The sequence below is a fragment of the Catellatospora sp. NPDC049133 genome, assembly GCF_040648455.1.
Lineage (GTDB): Bacteria > Actinomycetota > Actinomycetes > Mycobacteriales > Micromonosporaceae > Catellatospora > Catellatospora aurea.
This window is the reverse complement of sequence record NZ_JBEZDT010000050.1, coordinates 1-18,133: the sequence shown is the minus strand read 5'-3', so window position 1 is coordinate 18,133 and position 18,133 is coordinate 1. Positions and strand designations below refer to the sequence as shown.

Annotated in this window: 12 protein-coding genes and 1 pseudogene; 4 read left to right on the top strand and 9 right to left on the bottom strand. The window is 70.1% G+C overall.

Features of this window, described 5'->3' with window-relative positions:
* Positions 1-98: 98 nt before the first annotated feature.
* Both kduD and kduI read right to left on the bottom strand, forming a co-directional pair.
* A complete protein-coding gene (gene kduD, locus AB0B35_RS37835; protein WP_361055442.1) occupies positions 99-887 on the bottom strand; it encodes a 2-dehydro-3-deoxy-D-gluconate 5-dehydrogenase KduD in 789 nt (262 codons plus the stop codon).
* Positions 884-1,663 (bottom strand): 5-dehydro-4-deoxy-D-glucuronate isomerase, encoded by a 780-nt coding sequence (gene kduI, locus AB0B35_RS37830; protein WP_361055439.1) that lies wholly within the window; start codon positions 1,661-1,663, stop codon positions 884-886. The genes kduD and kduI overlap by 4 nt, the downstream gene beginning before the upstream one ends.
* 202 nt (positions 1,664-1,865) lie before the next feature.
* Here kduI and AB0B35_RS37825 point away from each other — a divergent pair, with 202 nt between their 5' ends.
* Positions 1,866-2,657, top strand: coding sequence for an IclR family transcriptional regulator (locus tag AB0B35_RS37825; RefSeq protein WP_360527101.1), 792 nt, complete (start codon positions 1,866-1,868; stop codon positions 2,655-2,657).
* Positions 2,658-2,804: 147 nt separating this feature from the next.
* Here the strand turns inward: AB0B35_RS37825 and AB0B35_RS37820 are convergent, their stop codons facing one another.
* Complete coding sequence (locus AB0B35_RS37820; RefSeq protein ID WP_360527108.1) at positions 2,805-3,029, bottom strand: tautomerase family protein; 225 nt, start codon at positions 3,027-3,029, stop codon at positions 2,805-2,807.
* Between the two features lie 210 nt (positions 3,030-3,239).
* Here AB0B35_RS37820 and AB0B35_RS37815 point away from each other — a divergent pair, with 210 nt between their 5' ends.
* The gene (locus tag AB0B35_RS37815; protein ID WP_361055436.1) at positions 3,240-4,007 is read left to right on the top strand and encodes a YcnI family protein; all 768 of its coding nucleotides are present in this window, start codon (positions 3,240-3,242) and stop codon (positions 4,005-4,007) included.
* 13 nt (positions 4,008-4,020) lie between these two features.
* Here AB0B35_RS37815 and AB0B35_RS37810 read toward each other — a convergent pair.
* A pseudogene (locus AB0B35_RS37810) lies at positions 4,021-4,935 on the bottom strand (RNA-guided endonuclease TnpB family protein); the annotation flags it as partial.
* Positions 4,936-4,950: 15 nt separating this feature from the next.
* Positions 4,951-5,226: a transposase gene (locus AB0B35_RS37805; protein ID WP_361055433.1), complete on the bottom strand. Its 276-nt coding sequence runs from the start codon at positions 5,224-5,226 to the stop codon at positions 4,951-4,953.
* A gap of 155 nt (positions 5,227-5,381) precedes the next feature.
* Here AB0B35_RS37805 and AB0B35_RS37800 point away from each other — a divergent pair, with 155 nt between their 5' ends.
* Positions 5,382-7,046, top strand: a complete 1,665-nt coding sequence (locus AB0B35_RS37800; protein ID WP_361055430.1) for a copper resistance protein CopC — start codon at positions 5,382-5,384, stop codon at positions 7,044-7,046.
* Between the two features lie 121 nt (positions 7,047-7,167).
* On the top strand, positions 7,168-7,830 hold the full coding sequence (locus tag AB0B35_RS37795; protein ID WP_361055427.1) for a hypothetical protein: 663 nt from the start codon (positions 7,168-7,170) through the stop codon (positions 7,828-7,830).
* Between the two features lie 65 nt (positions 7,831-7,895).
* Here the strand turns inward: AB0B35_RS37795 and AB0B35_RS37790 are convergent, their stop codons facing one another.
* The 4 genes from AB0B35_RS37790 to AB0B35_RS37775 form a co-directional block, all read right to left on the bottom strand.
* Positions 7,896-11,774, bottom strand: a complete 3,879-nt coding sequence (locus tag AB0B35_RS37790; RefSeq protein WP_361055424.1) for a ThuA domain-containing protein — start codon at positions 11,772-11,774, stop codon at positions 7,896-7,898.
* Between the two features lie 312 nt (positions 11,775-12,086).
* Complete coding sequence (locus AB0B35_RS37785) at positions 12,087-14,033, bottom strand: glycosyl hydrolase 53 family protein (protein WP_361055421.1); 1,947 nt, start codon at positions 14,031-14,033, stop codon at positions 12,087-12,089.
* Positions 14,034-14,373: 340 nt separating this feature from the next.
* Positions 14,374-15,894, bottom strand: coding sequence for an arabinofuranosidase catalytic domain-containing protein (locus AB0B35_RS37780; RefSeq protein WP_361055418.1), 1,521 nt, complete (start codon positions 15,892-15,894; stop codon positions 14,374-14,376).
* 40 nt (positions 15,895-15,934) lie between these two features.
* Entirely contained in the window at positions 15,935-18,043 is a 2,109-nt protein-coding gene (locus AB0B35_RS37775) for a ThuA domain-containing protein (RefSeq protein WP_360527129.1), read from the bottom strand.
* Between the last annotated feature and the right edge of the window lie 90 nt (positions 18,044-18,133).

Sequence of the window (18,133 nt, the reverse complement as noted above, 5' to 3'; positions counted from 1 at the left end):
GGTGGGTGGCACAAACAGAGAGCGAAAGCTGCCGCCGGGTGGGCTTGGTGGCGACAGTGTCGTTGTATGGTGCGGTTTTGGTGCGCTGGAGGCCAGGGTCAGCGGGCCATCCAGCCTCCGTCGACGACCAGGACATGGCCGTTGACGTAGTCGGCGGCGGCGGAACTCAGGAAGACGGCGGCTCCGGCGATGTCGGAGGCGTCTCCCCAGCGGCCCGCCGGGATGCGCTCGAGGATGGCCCGGGAGCGGTCCGGGTCCGCCCGCAGCGCGGTCGTGTTGTCGGTGTTCATGTAGCCGGGTGCGATGGCGTTGACCTGGACGCCGAGCGGGGCCCACTCGTTGGCCAGGGCCTTGGTGACGCCGGCGACGCCGTGCTTGCTGGCGGCGTACGCCGCCACGCGCAGCCCGCCCTGGAAGGACAGCAGGCTGGCCACGTTGACGATCTTGCCGTGGCCGCGTTCGGTCATCGGGCCTCCGAACTGCTGGCAGAGCAGGAACAGGGCGTTGAGGTTCACGTCCACCACGCGGTTCCACGACTGCCGGCTCACGTCCACCGAGTCCGCCCGGTCGATGATCCCGGCGTTGTTGACCAGGATGTCGACCTGGTGGTCGCTGTTCACCCGCGCGGCGACCCGCTCGACGGCGTCGTGGTCGCTGACGTCGAGGTCGACGGTCTCCACCTTGGCGCCGAAGACGGACAGCCGGTCCCGGGTGGCCGACTGGCTGCCCGGCCTGCCCAGCAGGACCAGGTCGGCGCCCGCCTGGGCGAGCCCGAGGGCGATGGCCTGTCCCAGGCCGCGGCCCGCGCCGGTCACCACGGCGCAGCGGCCGGTCAGGTCGAACGGCGAGCGGGGTCGCGCGGCGGGCTGGGCGGGCTGGGCGGTCACAGGTCCTCCAGCGCTACCGGCTGCAGGTCGGTGTAGTCGTTGTTCTCGCCGCCCATGGCCCAGATGAAGGCGTAGGAGCCGGTGCCGACGCCCGAGTGGATCGACCACGGCGGGGAGATGACGGCCTCGCGGTCGCGCACGACCAGGTGGCGTGCCGCGCCGGGCTGGCCCATCAGGTGGAAGATCCGGTCCTTCTCGTCGAGGTCGACGTACATGTAGACCTCGGTGCGCCGGTCGTGCAGGTGCGGCGGGAAGGTGTTCCAGACCGAGCCGTCGGCGATGACGGTCACGCCGAACTGGAGCACCGAGGTCCGCAGCTCCTGGCCCCAGGCGTAGCGGTAGAGGCTGCGCTCGCTCGCGCCCTGCGGCGTGCCGAGCTTGACCGGCTCGATCGCCGCGTGGCTCAGCAGGGCGGTGGGGTAGGTCGCGTGCGCCGGGGCGGAGACGAAGTAGAACGCGGCGTCCTCGCCGGCGAACACGACCTCGTTGCCGCGGCCGACGAACAGCCCGTCCAGGTGGCGCAGCTCGAACTTCTCGTCGTTGACGAGCACGTGCCCGGCCTGGCCGACGTTGACGATGCCCAGCTCGCGGCGGGCCAGGTGCGTGGTCGCGCCGAGCACGTCCCAGGCCGGCAGCTCGAGCTGCCCGGCGCCGGGAACCGCTCCCCCGACGACCAGCCGGTCGTCGTGGGTGTAGACCCCGCGCACCTCGCCGGTGCGGAACAGGCTCTCGACGAGAAAGTTCTTTCGCAGGTCCGCATTCGTTGCCGTCTCCACGCTGGACGGCGATGCAGAGTGCCTTACCTCGATCAAAACTTCTCCTCGTTTGTGAACCCGGTTCCGCTATGTGAACTGAGCGCGACGATACCTGTGGTTCCGATCACGGGTCAAGGGGCCGAAGTCAGTCCCTCTATGTGAACTGTGGTTTAGTGTGGTACGCGTAGTGCATGCACCACGGTTGATTGATGAGGAGGCGTCGGTGGACGCGGACAGAACGGCCAACAGCAGCTCCGCTAACTCGCAGGTGAAGTCCGCCGCGCGTGTCCTCGACGTCCTGGACGACATAGCCGCCAACGGCCCCGGCACCCAACTGCAGCTGGCCACGCGCCTCGGCATCCCGAAGAGCAGCCTGCACGCGCTGCTGCGCACCATGTGCGCCCGCGGCTGGCTGGACACCGACCAGACCGGCAGCATCTACCGACTCGGCGTGCACACGCTGACGGTCAGCTCCGCCTACATCGACGGCGACCCGGTGCTGTCGCGCGCCAGCGCCGTCATGGACGAGATCGCGGCGGCCACCGAGGAGACGGTGCACCTGGGCCGCCTGGAAGGCGCGGAGATCATCTACACCGCCAAGCGCGAGTCCAAGTACCCGCTGCGGATGTACTCGGCCGTCGGCCGCCGCCTGCCCGTCTACAGCACGGCACTGGGCCGGGCGATGCTCGCCGAGATGCCCGAGGACGTCCGCGCCACGCTCGTGCCCCACCAGATCAAGGCCATCACCGCCCAGACGATCACGGACCGGGACGCCCTGCTGGCCATCATCGACAAGGCCGCCCAGGTCGGCTACGCCGAGGAGAGCGAGGAGTCCTGCCTGGGCGTGCGCTGCTTCGGCGTCGCGCTGCCGTTCTCCCGCCGGTCGGTCGACGCGCTGAGCGTCGCCGTCCCGATCAGCCGACTCAAGCAGGGCCGGGAGGACCTCATCATCGAGACCCTGCTGAGCGTGAAGGCGCGACTGTCCGCGATGCGCGACAACCGGCTGGCGCGCTGACCCGCCATGGTGCCGGCCGCCGAGGCCGCACCCCGAACGACAAAAGGGGCCGACCACAGGTCGGCCCCTTTTGCACACCCGCATGGACCCTCAACCAGCCCGGCTGAGCCGGTGCGGCCCATCGACTTGCGCGCCTGAACAGCGACCTCAGTCCTTGGCGAGCGCGGCCACCACCCCGGCGCGGCTGGCGTCCTCACTGGCCAGCACGCCTCCATTGGCCACGACATCCGCGGTGATCTCGGTGAACACCATGCGGACGTCCTGCTCACGGGCTCCGAGGATCTCGACGGCGCTGTCGGTCACGGCCCGGGCGAAGGCCCTGCGCTGCTCCAGGGACCGGCCCGCGAGCAGTTCGACGGTGATGTTGGGCATGGTGCCCCTCCTTTGCCGGCTGTCCATCATACGGACTTCAGTTCACTGACGTGAACGAACGCTACCGGGCTGTCCTGGACAGCGCAACGGAGCCCTCGGCGCTGAGTTCACATACTTGACATCGGTTCGGCCTGTTGATCGAATCATGCGACCCCCTCGGCGGACCGCTCACCGGCGAGCCGACTCGTCCCACAGGCTCGAGGATGCGACATGCGGCGCAATGACATCGGATCCGCACGGTGCCGGGCCGACCGGCACGACCGCCGTCCGGCCCGGACGCGGGCACGGCGCATCGTGCAGACCGGTGCCGCCGCGCTGATCGTCGGCGCGTTCGGCTTCGCATCCCCGGCGAGTGCGCACGTCACCGTCACCCCGTCCACGACGGCGGCCGGCGCCCACGCCGTGCTGCAGTTCAGCGTCGGGCACGGCTGCGGGGACTCGCCCACCACCAAGATCACTATCCAGATCCCAGCGGAGATCACCTCGGTGACCCCCACCCGGACGCCACTGTGGACGATCGCCAAGCAGACGGTGACGGTCGACCCGCCCGCAGTGGACGCCCACGGCAACAAGATCGTGCAACGGGTCGCCTCGGTCACCTTCAGCGCGCAGACCCCGCTCCCGGACGGCTACCGCGAGGTCTTCGAACTCGCGGTCCAGCTGCCCGAAGCCAAGGGCGCCGAACTCGTCTTCCCGACCATCCAGACCTGCGAACAGGGCGAATCGGCCTGGATAGAGGTCGCACAGGACGGGCAGAACGCCGAGGCACTGCAACTGCCGGCCCCGAGCTTCATCACCTCCGAGCCCACTTCAGGCACGGGTCATCACACGAGCACCGGCGACGCGCACGCCACCCACGCCGCCGCCACGGCCGCGCCGGGAAGCGACCGGGCGCTGACAATCGCCGCCCTGGCGGCCGGCCTCCTCGGCTCGGCACTCGGCGGCCTCGCGCTCGTCCGACAGCGCCGCCAGGCTTGACATCCTCCCCGCCCTAAAGGACGGGGACTCCCTTGGTCGCCCTCGGGTTTTCCTGTTTCGCCGACGACTGCCCCGTCCGAGAGGTTCCTCGTTGAGGTCTTACATCGTCTCCGCAGGCTGTCACCGCCAGTCCGGCGGCCAGGATGTCACGTGCTGCATTGACATCGCGGTCGTGGACGCTGCCGCACGGGCACGTCCACTCCCGCACGTCCAGCGGCATCTTCTGCGCGAGTGCGCCGCAGGACGAGCAGAGCCGGGTCGAGGGGAACCAGCGGTCCACGACGATCAGGTCCCGGCCGTGCCAGGCAGCCTTGTACTCCAGCATGGTGCGAAACTGCCGCCACGCCGCGTCGCTGATCGCGTGGGCCAGCCGATGGTTCTTGACCATGTTCGCCACGGTCAGGTCCTCGATCACGATCGCTTGGGTCTCGCGAACGAGCCGAGTCGTCAGTTGGTGCAGGTGGTCGCGCCGCCGGTCGGCGATCCGGGCATGGATGCGAGCGACCTTGACCCGGGCGTTCGCGCGGTTGGCCGAGCCCTTCTGTTTGCGGGCGAGGTCGCGTTGGGCGCGGGCCAGCCGCTGCCGGTCGGCGCGTTCATGCCGCGGGTTGGCGATCTTCTCGCCGGTGGACAGGGTGAGCAGGCTGTCCAGCCCGGCGTCGATCCCGACCGCGCCCGTGGCCGGGGTCTGGGTGATGACGTCGTCGCAGAGCAGGGACACGAACCAGCGCCCGGCGGCATCCTGCGACACGGTCACCGTCGACGGCGTACAGCCCACCGGCAGCGGCCGCGACCACACGATGTCCAGGGGCTCGGCCATCTTGGCCAGGGTCAGCGCGCCGTCACGCCACCGGAACGCGCTGGCCGTGTACTCCGCCGACCGGCGCGAGCGCTTCCTGGACTTGAACTTGGGGTGCTTGGCACGTTTTGCCCAGAAGTTGGTCTAGGCGTTCTGCAGGTGGCGCAGCGCCTGCTGCAGCGGAACACAGGACACCTCGTTCAAGAACGCGAGGTAAGCGGTTTTCTTCCATGCGGTGAGCAGGGCCGAGGTGGCGTTGTAGTTGATCCGCTCCTGCCGCCGGGTCCAGGCTTCGGTGCGGGCCTGCAGGGCCAGGTTGTAGACCAGCCGTACGCACCCGAACGTCCGCGACAGCTGCGCGGCCTGCACGTAGGTCGGGTAGAAGCGGTATTTGAACGCGCGCTTCACCGCCCTGGCCACAACCAGAATCCTAACAGGATCGATGCACGGTTTCGTACGGGCGTACGGGTGGACGCCGGTCCGCCTTGGCGGCGGATCGGCTGTGCCTGTCCTACTCCGCAGGAGTTCCGTTTCCTCCCCGGCCTGAAGGCCGGAGTATCCACGGAAGGAATCTGATGACCGACCGGCGGACGCAACGCGGCCAGGCGACGGCACTGCTGATCCTGGTCTTCGTACCCGCGATCCTGCTCGGCCTGCCCCGGCCGGCGTACGCCCACGCGAACCTCACCAGCACCGACCCGGCCGAGGGTGCGGTGCTGCAGACCTCGCCCGACCGGATCCTGTTCACGTTCGACGAGGCCGTACGCGGCGTCCCGGGCGGTGTCCAGGTCTTCGGCCCGCAGGGCGAGCCGGTGGCCGCGACGCCGACCGTCGAGGGCAGCGAGCTCGCAGTCGCGCTGGCGGCACCCCTGGGCAACGGCACAACGGTGATCACCTGGCGGGTCGTCTCCGACGACGGGCATCCCATCAGCGGCGCGCTCACCTTCTCCGTCGGCGCGCCCAGCCCTGTCACCACTCCCCCGCCGAGCGACCAGAGCGGCGTCCCGGAGGTCCCCTGGACGCTGACCCTGGTCCGTGTCGTGGGCTACGCCGGCCTGCTGCTCGCCACCGGGCTCGTCGTGTTCGCCGCCATGCTCCTGCCCGCCGACGGCGTCGATCGCCCGCGACGCCGCCTGGCGGCCCTCGCACGCGCCGCCGCGGCCGTCGCCGCCGCGGCCTGGCTCGCCACGTTGCCGATCACCGCGGTCTACCTGCTCGGCGGCGGGCCGGAGCTGCTCAGCGAGGGCGCGACGTGGTCCTCCCTGCCGCCGACCGAGTACGCGGTCGCCGCGACCGTCGTCGGTGGACTGGCACTGGCCGCGGCCCTGCTCGGTCCCGCATCGGCATCGCGACGGCTCGCCGCGGCAGCGGCCGCGGCGCTCGCGGTCACGGCCCCCGCGCTGGTCGGCCACACCCGCGCCGCGAGCCCCGAACTCCTCGTCATCGGCGCGGACGCGCTGCACCTGCTCGCGGGCGGCGTCTGGCTCGGTGGGCTCGCCGGTCTGGCCCTTACCCTGCCGGCCCTGTCCGGTCACGGCACCACCGCGGCCAAGGTGCTCGCCCGGTTCTCCACCGCCGCCGCCGGCGTCCTGGCGGCCCTGGTCGCCACCGGCTCGCTGCTCGCCTGGCGGATCCTCGGATCCTGGACCGGTCTGGTCGACACCGGCTACGGCCGGCTGATGCTGGCGAAGATCGCCATCGTGCTGGCGGCTGTCGCCATCGCGGCGTGGAACAGGTGGAAGCTGCTGCCGCGCCTGCAGCGGGCAGCGAACAGGACCGGCCGGCAGGAACACTCCCGGCCGGTCGTGCGCGCCACCGCGATCGAGGGCGCGATCCTCGCCGTCGCCCTGATCGTCACCGGCTTCCTCGTGGACACCAGCCCCGAGCGCGACACCCGGCCGGCGAGCGCGTCGCAGGCCAATCCGGACAGCCATACGACGACCCTGGGCGACATCACGGTGCGGGCCTCGCTCACCCCGCTGACCCGCGGTTCCAACACCATCACCCTGCGGCTGAGCACGGCGGCCGGTGAACCCACCGAGGGTGTCGCACCACCGGTGGTCCGGCTGACCTCGGACGGGGCGGCACTCGGCGACATCCCGCTGACCCAGGTGTCGGCGGGCTTCTACACGGCGCAGGTCATGCTCCCGGTGGCCGGGACGTGGCGGATGCAGGTGTCGCTGCGGGTCAGCCAGTTCGCCAACCCGGTGGGTGAGCTGGAGTTCGTTGTCCGAGGATGACCCCGGCCCACCGGGACGGCGACCGGGTATGGACGCCGGCCGATCACCGTCGCTACTGTCGTCGCGGATGATCGTGCGGCGACGATCGGTGACCTGTCCTGCCTTCGCCAAGGAGCGTCCGATGTCACGTAAGACCGGTAAGCCGTCCTACACCAGGCCCGCTGGGTCGCCGCCGGCCCGCACGGTCGCACAGGCGCTGCGGATCCTGGCCGGGTTGGCCGTAGCGGTGCTGGTCGGGGTATTGATCGGGATGCAGACCGCCGCGCCAGGGGCCGCGGACAGCGCGGTGCAGCAACTGCGGGAGCAGGAGGCCAGCCGAGACAAGACCCAGATCGGCGAGCTGACCACCCGCGCGCGGGCCACCGCCGGCGTGATCACGCCGATCGTCGAAGGGCTCGCCGATCCCGGCGAGGTCGACGGCAAGCAGCTCGCGCAGTGGAAGCAGGCGATGGGGCCGGAGCTCGCCTGGTATGCCACGACCGTGTCGGGTACGACGGCCACCAACGTCGCCCGGGGTTCGCTGCGCAACGCGGTCGAGCAGCTGGCCGCCGCGGTGGACACGCTGGCCGCGGCGCAGTCCCTGCCCGAGTCGTCGCGCGCGCCGGTGGTGGCGGCGGCGGGGCGGCAGCGTGAGCTGGCGGTGGCGACCTGGTCGGTGGCGGCGACGCAGCTCGACCAGATCAACGTCGATGCGGGAAACGGCCACCAGCACGTCTACCTGAACACCACCGGCGTCGACGGGCTGATGGCCGGCGACGGGCTGCCGGAGGGCACCGGCAAGTGAAACGTGGTACTGCCGGTTGGACGTGGAGGACCTGAGCGGGCCTCCACGTCCAACCGGCTAGGCGGTCAGCTGTAGACCTCGAACTCGAACAGCGAGTAGCCCCACGCGGTGCCGCGGGCCGTGCCGTTGATCCGCACGTACCGGCCGGTGGCCCCGAGCGCCGTGTTGTCGTCGACGCCGCCGTTGCCGCCGGTCACCGAGCGCACCGTGGTCCAGGTCGTGCCGTTGGCCGAGGTCTGGATCTGGTACGCCGAACCGTACGCCGCCTCCCAGGTCAGCTTCACCCGGCTGATCGCGTACGACTGACCCAGGTCCACCTGGATCCACTGCGGATCGGCGAACGCGCTGCCCCACCGGGTGGTCAGCGAACCGTCCACCGCCGCCGTGGCCACGAACGCGCCTTCCACGCTGGATGCGGTGGCGGGCTTGTTCAGGGCGAGGTTGGTCGTCGTCGGCGGCGGGCCGCTGTCGCCGTAGACCTCGAACTCGAACAGCGAGTAGCCCCACGCGGTGCCCCGGGCCGTGCCGTTGATCCGCACGTACCGGCCGGTGGCGGTGAGCCCGGTGTTGTCGTCGACGCCACCGTCACCGCCGGTGACCGAACGCGCCGTCGTCCAGGTCGTGCCGTCGGTCGACGTCTGGATCTGGTACGCCGAACCGTACGCCGCCTCCCAGGTCAGCTTCACCCGGTTGATCGCGTACGACTGACCCAGGTCCACCTGGATCCACTGCGGATCGGCGAACGCGCTGCCCCACCGGGTGGTCAGCGAACCGTCCACCGCCGCCGCCGCCGTGTAGGCGCCCTCGACACTCGACGCCGTCGCCGGACGGTTCAACGCCAGGTTCGTGCCCGTCGGCGGCTGGGTGCCGCCGGCGGTGAACGTGAAGTCGTCGATGTCGAACAGCGACCCGGTGGCAGCGCCGGTGAACACCAGATACAGCTGCTGGGTTCCGCTCGGCACGGTCACCGTGCCGGTGACGTCGACCCAGGTCTCCCAGCCGCCGGTCGGGGCGACGGCCACCGTCGACACGACCGTGCCGGTCGGCGAGCCGGCCCGCACGGTCAGCGTGCCGCCGACGCCGGCCGAGGCGACCCGCGCCTTGAATCCGGTGACGCCGGTCAGGTTGTACGGCGTGAACGAGATCCAGTCGCCGTTCTCGATGTAGCCGACGGCGTTGCCGCCGTGGGCGCTCGCCTTGGCGGCGATCGTGACACCGTTCATGGTGCTGTAGTGCTCGGCCTGCCGGGTCCTGGGCTGCAGCTGGTGCTGGGCCTGGACGGCGACGCCGGTCGGCGGGGTGTACACCGCGGCGAGCACCCCGAAGATGTTCGCGGCCGCGTCGTGCTCACCGTCGACCGTGGTCTGGATCGAGCCGGTGCAGCCGGTCTTGCTGGTGATGGGGTGCCCGTGGCTGTCGTGGCCGAGGACGTAGTTGAGCACGACCCGGTTGCAGTCCACGGTGCCGACGTTCGGGTCGGTCACCCGGATCTCGTACGGCACCAGGTCGCCGAACTGGAACACCGTGCCGTTGCCGGGCACGATGATCTGGATTCCGGGCCGGCCGACGCCGACGACGATGCTCGCCGTCGAGATCCTGCCGCCGGTGTCGCGCACCGTCAGCGTCGCGGTGTACTCGCCGTTGGCCGAGTAGGTGAACGTCGGGTTGGCCGCGGTCGAGTCGGTGCTGCCGTTGCTGGTGAAGTCCCAGGCGTAGGTGATGGCGTCGCCGTCGGGGTCGTTGCTGCCCGCCGAGCTGAACTGCACGGTGAGCGGCGCGGCCCCGGTGGACGGGTTCGCCGACGCCTGGGCGATCGGTGCCCGGTTGCCGCCGCTGTTGTACTCGATGCGGTAGACGGCCGAGTTGGCGTCGCCGCCGAACCAGGTCGTGCCGTAGTCGAGCACGTACAACGCGCCGTCCGGCCCGAACTCCATGTCCATGATCGCGGTACCGGACCACGGCACGGAGTCGATCGCGCCGGCCGTGCCGTTGGCGTTGATCGTCGCCGCCTTAATCCAGCGGCTGGTGAACTCGCCGAGCATGACCTTGCCGTTGTACGAAGCCGGCCACTTCACGTCCGAGACCAGCGCCGAGTTGAACTGGTAGACCGGGCCGCCCATCGGGCCGCCGCCGCCCAGCTCGGGCCGCCAGGGTCCCGCCCCGCCGTACGGCAGCCACGCCGCCTGCGACGGGGGCAGGGTGGTGATGCCCGTGTTGTTGCGCGAGTTGTTCGTCGGACCACCGGCGCAGTTGAACAGGCCGGTCGACGGTCCGCTGGGGAACGTGTACTCGTGGTAGGGGGTGTTGTAGTTCGAGCAGTACGGCCAGCCGAAGTTGCCGGGCTGGGTGATCCGCTCGAACGACACGGTGCCCGCCGGGCCGCGGTTCGGGTCGGCGCCGCCGTCGGGGCCGTAGTCACCGAGGTAGACGACCCCGGTGGCCTTGTCCACGCTCATCCGGAACGGGTTGCGGAAGCCCATGGCGTACACCTCGGGCCGGGTGTTGGGCGTGCCCGGCGCGAACATGTTGCCGGCCGGGATCGTGTAGCCGCCGGTCGCTCCCGGCTTGATCCTCAGCACCTTGCCGCGCAGGTCGTTGCTGTTGCTCGCGGTGCGCTGCGCGTCGAAGGCCGGGTTGCGGTCGGCGCGCTCGTCGATCGGCGCGGAGCCGCCCGAGTCGAACGGGTTGGTGTCGTCGCCGGTGGACAGGTAAAGGTTGCCGGCCGCGTCGAAGTCGATGTCACCGCCGACGTGGCAGCACTGCCCGCGGCTGGTCGGCACGTCGAGGATCGTGACCTGCGACGCCGGGTCGATGGTGTTGTCGTCGCGGACGGTGAACCGGGCCAGCTTGTTCGAGCCGTTGAACGGGGCGAACTGCGCCGCCGTGCCGGTCGCCGGGGCGTCGCCGCCGGGGGTGCTCAGCGGGGGCGCGTAGTAGAGGTACACCCACCGGTTGGCAGCGAAGTTCGGGTCGGCCTTGATGCTCTGCAGGCCCTCCTCGTCGTGGGTGTACACCTGCAGGGTCAGCGCGATCTTGGTGTTGCCGTTGACGTCGGTGAACCGGACGACGCCGTCGCGGGAGGTGTGCAGCACGCCCCGGTTCGGCAGCACCGTGAGGCCCATCGGCTCGCCGGTCTCGGCCACGCCCTTGGCCAGCGTCACCTGGCTGAACGTGCCCACGGGCGGGGTCCCGACGGTGCAGCTGCCGGTGCCCTGGGCCGCGTACCGGATGCCGCCGAGCAGGTGGGTGCGGAAGTTGGCCTCGTTGAAGCTCTCCTGGGTGTGGCCGAGGCCGGTGTACCAGGAGCGGCCGCCGTCGTAGGCGCGGCACCAGGAGATCGGGTGGTCGGCCCCCATGCTGCCACCGGTGTAGGTGGACTCGTCCAGGTTGGCCAGCACGTGCACCGAGGCGCGCGGGTTGGTGCGGTAGTTGTAGAGCTCGTCGGTGCGGTTCCAGTTCGCCGGCAGGCCGGCGGTGGACGGGTGGGCCGTGTCCTCGATGCGCACCGTGACCGGCTGGATCGCCGGGTGGCTGGCGAAGTACGCGCCGACGAGGTTGCCGTACCAGGCCCAGTCGTACTCGGTGTCGGACGCGGCGTGCACGCCGACGTACCCGCCGCCCGCGCGCACGTAGCGCTCGAACGCGGCCTGCTGGGTGGCGTCGAGCACGTCGCCGGTGGTGGACAGCCAGATCACTGCTTTGAACCTGGCCAGGTTGGTGTCGTTGATCTGGGTGGCGTCCTCGGTCGCCTCGACGGCGAAGTTGTTGGCGGTGCCGAGCTGCTGGATCGCGGTGATGCCCACCGGGATCGAGTCGTGCCGGAACCCTGCCGTCTTACTGAAGATCAGCACTGAGAAGTCGGGAGCGGCCTGCGCAGGGGGGACGTTGAAGCCGACCCCGGCCAGCACGACGGCGGCACAGAGCAGCACTCTGCGAAGGAACATGATCGGTGTGCACCTCTCCGGTAGAGAGAACAATGAAGACGTGCGCCGATCACGTCTGTCGGTGAGCTGTCAGCCGCACCGTGACACGGTGGGCCTCAGTGGAGCGTGCGACCATTCACCTCCTTCTACCCCGGCCGCACGGGAGAGCGCTCTCCAGCCGAGGTGGAGACAGTTAAGCAGACTCCCTCGCCGTTGTGAAGGCTCATCCCGTGCCGACCGTCCACCGTGGAGTTCCGGCCGAGGCAGGGCCTCGGGGACCACCTCGGCTCCACGGCCTGCCGCAGAAGCCGAGGTGGTCCTCACCGGTACAGGTCAGCGCGGCGGGGCCAGGTGTCCCACCACGTCCACGACGGCGGTCACCGGTCCGAACGCGGTCATGCCGTTCACGACGAACTCCCCTGGTGCGCTGGTGGCACGGTTCGGGACTGCGTCCCAGGCGACGGCGACGGGCGCGATCGAGCCGTCAGCCGTCGTCAGCACCTTGACCGTCGCCGGCAGACGAGGTGCGCGCCGGACCGGCGTCGCGACGTAGACCGTGTCCTGGAGCACGTGCTCGGCGTCGCTCTCGCGGTAGACGTCGACCGACGGGAAGACCTTCAGGACCGGCCAGCTGGAGTTGCCCCAGTCGACCATCTCCTGCCAGTTGACCGGCTCCCAGACGAGCGCTCCGACGCCGCGGTTGTCCGGCAGGTCGTTGGCGATCTGGAAGACCCGCTGGTACGCGTCGGCCTGCCCCTGCGCCGTCTTCGGGTACGGCGAGTTCGGCACCGGTGCCCCGTCCCAGTCGTTGGCCGGGTGGGAGGTCTCGGCGATCTCCAGCTGGTAACCCGGATGTGCCGCGGCGACCGCGTGCAGATTGCTCTCGTAGGACTCCGCCGTGCCGTGCCACTCCGGGTAGTAGGAGTGCGCGATCACATCGATGTCCTGGCCCTTGGCCTTCACCCGGGCGAGGAACTGGTTCCAGAATTCCAGCGTCCGGTCGAGCCTGCCGTTGTCGATGATCACGTGGGTCTCGACCTTGATGTCGAGGCCGTTGGCCGCCGAGACGTCCCGGACGGCTTTTATGCCCGCTGCCTGCAGGGTCGTGAACCGGTCCCACGCCGCGTCGTACGCGGCCCGCTCGGCGGGATCCGACGAGCCGAAGTAGTCCCACAGCAGGCCGCCGCCCGGCTGGGCGACGAACGCGGGATCGTTGTTGAAATAGCAGCTGTAGCACCAATCGGCCGGGTTCGCGAACCATGGCTGGGGCTTCTCGCTGCCCCACAGGAAACCGTTGATGAGCTCGTTGCCGACGGCGACCTTGTCGGGGATCGCACCCTGGTCGACCAGCGTCTGGAGGTAGTCGTGCGTGTATTCGTAGACCTCGGCGGTGAGGTCCGCGAAGGACAGGCCGGTCCATGTGGTCGGTTTGGCCTGCTTGCTCGGGTCGGCCCAGTGGTCGGAGTAGTGCAGGTCGATGCCGAGCCCCATGCCCTTGTCCTTGACCGACGTCGCGACCGCCGCGGTTCGCTCGGGGCCCTGGTAGGCGGGGTCGAGGTATTCGTGGGTGCGCTCGTCGCGCGGGTCGTTGAAGACCCGCAGGCGGACGTACTCCATGCCGGCGTTCTTGGCGAAGGACAGCAGATCGACGGCCTGGGCGGGATCGCCGGCGTGGTAGGTCAGGCCGTCCCTGGCCGTGTTCTGGTCGGCGTAGGACAGATCGGCGCCGAGGACCAGGTCGTCGCGCAGGTAGTTGAAGGCCGAGAGCTCGCTGATGCCGATCTTCGCGCCCGGCGAGGCACGGGTGATGGTGACGCGCAGGTAGGCGGTGCCGGGGCGGGTGAACAGCTCCACCGCGCCACGGCCCGGCACCCAGGTGCGGGTGCGGTCGACGACCCTCGTCCAGGTGGCCCCGTCGGAGGACGCGTCGATGACGTACTGGTAGACGGCGCCCTTGTCCGGGAAGACGACCTCGACCTTGCGCACGTTGTCGTAGGCGCCGCCGAGGTCGAGGGTCAGCCACTCCCCCGCCCGCTGTCGGGCGGCCACCCATGCGGTGGTGAGGTCCCCGTCGATCGCGCGGGCGGCCTTGGCCGATCCGCTGCTGGCCGCAGCTGACACCCAGGGCTTGCCGGCGAGGTCGCTCTCGACCGGTGTGATGGCGACGTCCGCTGCCGCCGCCGTCGCCGGCACCGCGGTGCCCACGACGGAACCGGCGAGCGTGACGGCCGTGGCCACGACGATCGCCAAAAGGGCACGGACCGTGCGCTTACCGCGCATAGGAATCCTCCTGGTCAACCTGCTCGAAACACGGGCGCGACAAGACTTCTGTGCACGCTCCCAGTTCAAGGTAGCGGCGACTTTGGGACTGTCAAGGGGCAACCGTGCCGTCGCCGCATCGTCCACTTTGACGATAAGTGCAGGTGAGGAGCGGTTGTGGCACAGCAGGATGCGGTCAGACCTCTCGCCGGGTGATACGCGTGCGTCTCGGAAACTCCTGTGCACGTTCACAGTCTTGATGAGCCATTGGCTGCCGATATCGGGGGCCGGACATGCCGGTGGTGCCGCCGCTGGATCGCGGCGGCACCACCGGTGCGGTCAGGGCTGACGGCCGGTCAGGTCACCGGTAGCCCGCCGCGACGATGTTCGCCTGGACGGCGTTCTCGACGGCGTCGGACGGGTAGCCCGCGACCATCGCGCCCTCGTAGAACGTGCCCGCGCTGGCGTTGGCTCCGCCGTCGGGCTTGCAGCAGTCACCGCCGCTGCCCAGCACGATGGCGCCCTGCTTCTTCATCGGGCTGTACCCGCTGGGAAGCGCGCCGTCCCACAGCGTGTACAGGCTGCCCGACTGGGCGTTGCTGCCCTTGATCGCGAATCGCGAGACGCCGTTGTTCTTCAGCGTCGCCGTGACGAACTTGCTGGTGAACGCCCGCTGGTTCGGGTTCCAGGTGCTGCTGCCGCCCGGGAACAGGCCCCATTCGAGATCGGCCTGCACCCAGGGTCCGGAGCCGGAGCAGCCGCCGAACCAGCAACTGGTGCCGAAGTAGATCGCGTCCATGGCGCCGGCCGCGTCGGCCTTGCGGGTGGTCTCGCTGTTGCCGTAGTCGAAGCAGCAGCCGCTGTTGACATGGGTGCCGCTGGTGACCATGTACATGCCCTCGGGCGCGCTGCCGGTCGGGACACCGGTCAGGTGGCCGTCGCGCCAGTAGCTGTTGCCGGGGTTGATGTACAGCGAGTAGGCCTTGCTGCCGCCGACCGTCAGCGACTCGGTCGTCGCCACGGCCGGACGGCTCTGCGGTGACCCGGGGACCACGCTGGAGCCCTGATACCACAGGTCGTTACCGCGCCCGGACTGGTCGAACAGCACCGTGATGACGCAGGTGGTGTTGGCGCAGAACGAGTCCTGCGCCGCCGCGTTGGCGACACCGCCGGTGCTCAGCACGCCGATGTTGCGGGTGGTGCTGTCCGAGGCGCGCCTGACCTGGTACAGGTTGCCGCTGTAGGCCTGGTACAGGGCCCGGGTGGTGCTGTGCGCCGCGATGCAGGGCGTGCCGCCCGCACCGTAGATGTCGCACGGGCCGCCGCCCGGGGGAGGTGCCGAGGTCGTCGGGGTCGGGCTCGGGGTGCCCAGCACCGACTGCGCCCACTGCTGGTTGGCCCCGCCGTGGCAGGCCCAGAGCAGGATCTTCGTGCCGTTGGCGGTCGCCGCGGCGTTGGCGTCCAGGCACAGGCCCGACTGCACGCCGGTGATGGTGCCGTTGGTGTTGACGTTCCACTGCTGGTTGTTCTGGCCGTTGCAGTCCCAGATGATGACCTGCGTGCCGTTGGCCGTGCCCCGCCCGGAGGCGTCGAGGCACTTGTTGCCGTAGACCGTCAGCTGGCCCGACGTGGTGAGGGTCCAGGCCTGGCCGGCGGAGTTGTTGCAATCCCACAGCTGGGTCTGCAGGCCGTTGCCGGTGCTGGAGTTGGGCACCTCCAGACACCGGCCGGACGGGCCGCCGACGATCCGGGTGGGCGTGCCGACCGTCGCCGCCTGCGCGACTTCGGCCTGCACGGCGACGACCACGCCCGCCGACACCAGGGCCAGGGCCAGGGTGGCGGCCGCCGCCCACCGGGAGCGGCCTTTGCTCACATGAACCATCGGGTCACCTCACACAGCTCGGGTACGGATCGGGGCCGCATCAGGGCAGGGTCCACTTCTGGTTGTTGCCGCCGTTGCAGGTCCACAGGGCCACGACGGTGCCGTCGGCGGAGTTGTTGCCGGACACGTCCAGGCACTTGCCCGACTGCGGGTTGCGCAGCGACTGGTCCGAACTCTGGTAGGTCCAGTTCTGCGCCGCGCCACCCGTGCACGTCCACAACTGGATCTTCGTGCCGTTGGCGGTCCCGCCCCCGCTGACGTCCAGGCACTTGCCGAGCGCCCGCAGCGTCGAACCCGACACCGTCCACGTCTGCGGCGCACCGCCGTTGCACGTGTACAACTGGATCTGCGTGCCGTCGGCCGACGAACCGCCGCGCACGTCCAGGCACTTGCCCGCCAGGCCCTTGACGGGACCGGTGCCCGTGGAGGCGGTGCCCTTGACCAGGACGAACTCGTCCACGTCGAAGAGGAAGCCGCTCGATCCGGTGAAGGTCAGGTACACGTTCTGGGTGCTCGACGGGACGCCCGACAGGGTCGTGGTGACGTTCTGGAAGTTCGTCCAGCTGCCGGTGTTGGGCACGGTGACCGAGCCGAGCACCGTCCCGGTGGTCGAGCCGGTCCGGACCTGGATCGTGCCGCCGGAGCCCGCAGACGCCACCCGGGCCCGGAACGAGGTGGTGCCGGTCAGGTCGAGGCTGTTGTACGCCGCCCAGTCGCCGGACTCGATGTTGCCCAGGACCTGGCCGCCGTTGGCGCCCGACTTGGACAGCGCCGAGACACCGCTCGCGGAGGAGAACGACTCGGCCTGGCGGGTGATGTCGCCGGTCGGCGTCGTACCGCCCAGGTCCTTGATCCGGATGTTGCGGAACGAGACGTCGTCGCCCGAGCCGTGGTTCTGGATGCCGATGTAGCCGGCCATCGAGCGGGCCGAGTTGGTGTTCGTGTAGTCGTTGATCTTCGAGCCGTTCAGGAAGACCTGCAACCGCTCCCCTTCGACGAGCAGCTCGAAGGTGTTCCACTCCCCCGGCGGGTTGAGCGCCGCGTCGCGGGCGGTGATGTCGGCGGACTGCAGGGCGTAGATCGCGCCGGTGGTCCGGTCGGCGGAGTCGGTGGCGTCGATCTGGACCTCGTAGCCGTTGTCCAGCGCGCCCTGCGCGGTGCTGCCGGCCGGGAACCCGATGACGACACCGGAGTTGTCGTCGCCCGGCACCCGCCAGTCGAGCTTGAGCGAGTAGTTGACGTACTCGCGGGTGGTGTAGGAGTACATGCCCATGCCACCCGAAGAGGTGAGCGTGGCGTCGGAGTTGCTGAAGCTGCCCGGCCCGGTCTGCGCCCAGCCGGTGGTCGAGCCGTTGTAGAGGGCGGTGTAGCCGGTCTCCGGGCGGCAGTCGGCCTTGGCGCGGCCGGCGGCGTAGCGGATGCCGCCGAGCAGGTGGCTGCGGAACGCCGTCTCGGAGTACGCCGACTGCGAGTGCCCGCCGCCGGTGTAGAAGGACCGGCCGCCGCTGTAGGTCTTGCACCAGGAGTGCGGATGGTCCGAGCCCATCGAGCCGCCGGAGTAGGAGGACTCGTCGACGGTGGCCAGCACCCGGGCGGTGGAGCGGGCATTGGTCTGGTAGTTGTACCACTCCTCGGTGCGGGTCCACGTCGGTGACAGGTGCGCGGTGGCCGGGTGCGCCCGGTTCTCGACCTTGATGTTGGCCTGCTGGATCGACGGGTGGGAGGCGAAGTACGCCCCGACGAGGTTGCCGTAGAACGACCAGCCGTACTCGGTGTCGGCGGCGGAGTGCACGCCGACGAAGCCGCCGCCGGAGCCGATGTAGGACTCGAACGCGGTCTGCTGGCTGGCGTTGAGCACGTCGCCGGTGGTGTTGAGGAAGACGACCGCCTCGTACTGGGCGAGGTTGCCGGTGGTGAAGGCGGAGGCGTCCTCGGTGGCGGTGACGGTGAAGTTGTTGGCCGAGCCGAGCGACTGGATCGCCGAGATGCCGGCGGCGATCGAGTCGTGCCGGAAGCCGGCGGTCTTCGAGAAGACGAGCACGTCATAGGCGGCGTCCGCGGCGACGGCCGGGGTGGCCGAGGCAGTGGTGGCGAGGACGGCGAGGACGGCGGTGGCCGCGCCGAGGGCGGGTCGCAGGAGTCTGCGCATGGTGGCTCTCCTTGGGAGGGAAGGTGCCGGCGACACACCGGTGGCCGCCCCTTTTCGTCCGCTTGCCCGCCGTTCGCACCGCCGAAAACC